The 4,471-nt window shown below is 69.6% G+C and carries 4 protein-coding genes; 2 read left to right on the top strand and 2 right to left on the bottom strand.

The window, feature by feature from the left end; all coding sequences use genetic code 11:
* Window positions 1-150, top strand: a 150-nt coding sequence (locus V7026_RS11065) for a cyanase (RefSeq protein WP_443082358.1), incomplete at its 5' end; no start/stop codon positions are given.
* A 30-nt stretch (window positions 151-180) separates the two neighbouring features.
* Window positions 181-1,383, top strand: a complete 1,203-nt coding sequence (gene chrA, locus V7026_RS11060; protein ID WP_334155434.1) for a chromate efflux transporter — start codon at window positions 181-183, stop codon at window positions 1,381-1,383.
* Between the two features lie 5 nt (window positions 1,384-1,388).
* Here chrA and V7026_RS11055 read toward each other — a convergent pair whose 3' ends face one another.
* Window positions 1,389-2,849, bottom strand: coding sequence for a TrkH family potassium uptake protein (locus V7026_RS11055; RefSeq protein WP_334155433.1), 1,461 nt, complete (start codon window positions 2,847-2,849; stop codon window positions 1,389-1,391).
* Window positions 2,850-2,880: 31 nt separating this feature from the next.
* Window positions 2,881-4,272, bottom strand: a complete 1,392-nt coding sequence (gene trkA / locus V7026_RS11050; RefSeq protein WP_334155432.1) for a Trk system potassium transporter TrkA — start codon at window positions 4,270-4,272, stop codon at window positions 2,881-2,883.
* Window positions 4,273-4,471 lie beyond the last annotated feature (199 nt).

Here is a 4,471-nt window from a genome sequence, read left to right as displayed (position 1 = left end):
GGAACGCTGTCCGCGATGGCAATGGAATCACTGTCCGCCATCAGTGGAATGCGCAACTTCAGCATGGACATCACGCGCGAGCCCGATCCCAAGGGCGACCGCGTGCACGTCGTGCTGTCGGGCAAGTTCCTGCCCTACAAGCAGTACTGACCGCCGCCGGCGATCGGGCATGATCGCGGCATGTCCCCGCGCGACCGTGCCCGCGAGTGCCTTGCCATCGCCCTGCTTTTCCTGCGCCTGGGCCTGACCAGCTTTGGCGGTCCGGTGGCGCACCTGGAGGTCTTCCGGCGCGAATTCGTGCAGCGCCGCGCCTGGCTGGATGCGCGGGCCTACGGTGATCTGGTCGCGCTGTGCCAGGTGCTGCCCGGACCGGCCAGCAGCCAGGTGGGCATGGCGCTGGGGCTGTTGCGCGAGGGCTACGCGGGGGCCTTGGCAGCCTGGATCGGCTTCACCTTGCCCTCGGCCATCGCAATGGCCGCGCTGGCCCTGTGGCTGGCGGGCCCAGCCCCCGGCGCGCGCGTGCCTCCGGGTCTGCTGCAGGGCCTGATGCTGGCCGCCGTCGCCGTGGTGGCTCATGCCGTTTGGGGCATGGCGCGCAGCTACGCCCCCGGCGGCCGGCGGTTGGCCTGGGCCGCGACCGTGGGCGTTGCCGCCTGGGTGTGGCCCAGCGCCTGGGCCCAGCCGGTGCTGATCGCCCTCAGCGCCGGCTTTGGCGCGTGGGCCTTCCGCCAGGGATGGGCACCCCCTGCCAGCCCCTTGGCCGTGGACATCGGGCGCCGGGCGGGCGCCGTCTGGCTGGGCCTGTTCGGCGCGGGCCTGGCCGTTCTGCCCATGCTGGCGGCTTGGCCCCCTGGCGGGTGGTGGCCCGTGGCTGATGCGTTCTACCGCATCGGGGCGCTCATCTTCGGCGGGGGTCATGTGGTGCTGCCGCTGATCCAGGCGGAAGTGGTGGGCCCTGGCTGGATCGGCGCAGAGACCTTTCTGGCCGGCTATGGCGCGGTACAAGCCATGCCGGGACCCATGCTGACCATCGCCAGCTATGTGGGCGCCGCCCTGACGCCACCCCTGGGCGGCTGGACCGGCGCCACCGTGGCCCTGCTGGCCATCTACGCCCCGGCTTTTCTGGTGCTCGCCGGCACCCTGCCCGGCTGGACCCGTTGGTGCCAGTCTCCGCGGCTGCGGCCCATGCTGGAGGGCGTGCACGCGGGCGTGGCCGGGCTGCTGGCCGCCGCCCTCGCCCACGCGGCCCACGCCGCCATCCATGGGGTCGCGACGGCCGTGGCCGCAGCCGCCGCCCTGGCGCTGCTGCGCAGCGGCCGGGTGCCGGTGTGGGCGCTGGTGGGGGTGTACGCGGCGGGCGGTTGGATGCTGGGCGGGCACTGATCCCCTCACCGCCGCCAAAACGCCCGCGTGAACAGCACCAGCACGCTCAGCAGCTCCAGCCGCCCGAGCAGCATCGCAAAGCTCAGCACCCACAACTGAAACGGCGACAACCCGCCGTAGTTGCCGGCGGGGCCGACCTCGCCCAGGCCGGGGCCGATGTTATTGACCGTCGCCACCACCGCCGAGAGGGCCGTCACCAGATCCAGTCCTGACAACAGCAGCAGAAACGTCAGCCCCATGGTCGCGGCGCCGTAGATGAGCATGAAGCCCAGCACCGCCGCCATCACCTGCGCCGGCACGGCCTGCCCCCCCAGCGTGACCGGATTGACCACATGCGGGTGGATGATGCGCACCAGCTCGCGCCGCGCCTGCTTGACCAGCAGCACCATGCGCACCATCTTGATCCCGCCGCCGGTGGACCCGGCGCACGACACGAAGGTCCCCAAAAACAACAGGAACACGGGGATGAACACCGGCCACTGCATATAGTCCGTCGTGGCGTAGCCGGTGGTCGTGGCCAGCGACAGCACATGGAAGGCCGCCTGCCGCACGGCCGTCGGCCCGTCGGCGTACACCCCTTCGGCCAGCAGCATCAGCGTCACCAGCGCGATGGAGGCTGCCAGCACGATGGCGTAGGTGCGGATTTCGCGGTCGTTCCACAGCGGGCGCAGCGTCATCCCGCGCAGGACCATGAAGTAACGCAGAAAGCTGATGCCCGCCAGCGCCATGAACACCACGGCCACCCACTCCACCGCGGCGGACTGGAAGTGGCCGATGCTGGCGTCGTAGGACGAAAACCCCGCCAAGCCCATGGTCGAGCACATGTGCATGAAGGCATCGGCCCAGCCCATGCCGGCCCGGCGGTAGGCCAGCAGGCACAGCACCGAAAAACCGAAGTACACCCCCCACAGTCCGCGCGCGGTCTCGGCGATGCGGGGGGTCAGACGGGCATCCTTCATGGGGCCGGGCGTCTCGGCCTTGTACAGCTGCATGCCCCCCAGGCCCAGCATGGGCAGCACCGCCACCACCAGCAGCATCACGCCCAGGCCGCCCACGTACTGCAAAAAGCAACGCCAGATGTTGATCGACACTGGCAAGCGCTCCAGCCCGGACAGCGCCGTGGCGCCGGTGGCGGTCAGCGCGCTCATGGCCTCGAAATAGGCGTGGTGCCAAGTGATGCCGGGCACCATCAGCATCAGCGGCACGGCGGAGTACGCCGGCAGCACCAGCCAAACCAGATTGACCAGCAAAAAGCCGTCGCGCGGCATCAGCTCGCGCCGGCGCGAGCGCGTGATCAGCCACAGCACCGCGCCGCTGGCCAGGGTCAGCCCCGCGCACGCGGCCCACTGCAGCTCGTGCGTCAGATCGTCGTGGAACCAGGCCCACGCCATCGGCACCCCGAAGGCCACGGCAAAGGCCATCAGCACATGCGAAAAGACGTAGAGCGCGGGGCCGAGGGATTGCATGCGTGCGGATGAGCGGTGCGGGCCGCGGGCGTCAGCCGAAGAAGGTCGCCCCGACCTGGAACAGCTTTTCCACCTCGCGCACCAGGCGCTTGTGGGGGATGAAGATGACGATGTGGTCGTCGGTGCGGATCAGCGTGTCGTGGTGCGGCATCAGCACCTCGGCATCGCGCCCCTCGCCGCGCACGATGGCGCCGATGCGTGCGCCCTTGGGCAGGCGGATTTCCTCCACCCGCCGGCCGACCAGGCGGGACGTCTTGACGTCGCCGCGTGCCACGCCCTCCAGCGCCTCGGCGGCGCCGCGGCGCAGGCTGTGCACCGCCACCACGTCGCCGCGGCGCACATGCGCCAGCAGCTCGCCGATCACCGTCTGCGCGGGCGACACCGCGATGTCGATGGCGCTGCCCTGCATCATCTCGGCATACGCGCGGCGGTTGATCAGGGCCATCACCCGGCGCGCGCCCAGCCGCTTGGCCAGCATGGCCGACATGATGTTGTCCTCGTCGTCGTTGGTCAGCGCGAGGAAGAGGTCCATGTCAGCGACGTTTTCCTCCTCCAGCAACGCTTCGTCCACGCTGTCGCCCTGCAGCACCAGCGTGCTGGAGGGCAGTTGGCTGGCCAGGTACTCGCAGCGCCGGGGGTTGCTCTCGATGATCTTGACCTGACATTGCCCGACCAGGGAGCGGGCCAGCCGCAGCCCGACCTTGCCCCCGCCGGCGATCATCACCCGCTGCACCGGCTGGTCGATGTTGTGGATGGCCGCCAACACCCAGCGGATGCGGTCGCTGGCGGCCAGAACGAATACCTCGTCCCCCGGCAGGATGCGGGTCTGCGCGGTCGCCTCCACCTCGGCGTCCAGCCGGTAGAGGGCGACCACGCGCATCTCGGCCTGCGGGAAACGGTCGCGAAACTCCCCGATCGTGTGGCCAACCAACGCCCCACCGGCCGCCGCGCGCACGACGATCAGGCACACCCGCCCCTGGGCAAACTCCACCACCTGCAGCGCCTCGGGGTAGTCGATGAGCTGGTGGATGTAGCGCATCACCGACTCTTCCGGGCAGATCACGTGATCGACCGCAAAGCCGCTCTTGCCGAGCAAGGCGCCGCCCGCCTCGAATTCCGGCGAGCGCAGCCGGGCGATGGTCGTCGGCACCTGGAACACGTCGTGCGCCACCTTGCACACCACCAGGTTGGATTCGTCCAGCGCCGCGCAGGCGATGACCATGTCGGCATCCTTGGCGCCGGCCTCGGCCAGCACCGAGGGCTGGATGCCGTTGCCGACCACGCCGCGCAGGTCGAGCCGCTCCTCCAGCGCCCGCACGCGCGCGGGGTCCTGATCGATCACCGTGATGTCGTTCTGCTCGGACACCAGGCTCTCGGCCACGCTCTCCCCCACCCGCCCGGCGCCGAAGATGATGATGTTCATGGCACCCGTATCATACGCCGCGCCCGCGGAAGTTATGTATCGTTCTTTCTGTAAATTCAATCCCGAGTGAGTCTGGCGCCATGACTTCCAGAAAGGCGTGTATCCCCCATGGCGATGCGTGCCGAAACGAATCCTTTGGAAGCCGCCTATGCCGCCCTGCTTGAAAACGGCCTCGACGGTGCCGGCGAGGCCCTGCGCA

This window comes from Tepidimonas sp. (assembly GCF_036825565.1).
In the GTDB taxonomy this organism is placed as follows: domain Bacteria; phylum Pseudomonadota; class Gammaproteobacteria; order Burkholderiales; family Burkholderiaceae_C; genus Tepidimonas.
This window is presented reverse-complemented; position numbering and strand designations above follow the sequence as displayed.

What these genes read in the sequence shown, in the direction of transcription:
- V7026_RS11055 (WP_334155433.1), bottom strand. Translation starts at nt 2,849, where the DNA reads ATGCAATCCCTCGGCCCCGCGCTCTACGTCTTTTCGCATGTGCTGATG.
- chrA (WP_334155434.1), top strand. Translation starts at nt 181, where the DNA reads ATGTCCCCGCGCGACCGTGCCCGCGAGTGCCTTGCCATCGCCCTGCTT.
- trkA (WP_334155432.1), bottom strand. Translation starts at nt 4,272, where the DNA reads ATGAACATCATCATCTTCGGCGCCGGGCGGGTGGGGGAGAGCGTGGCC.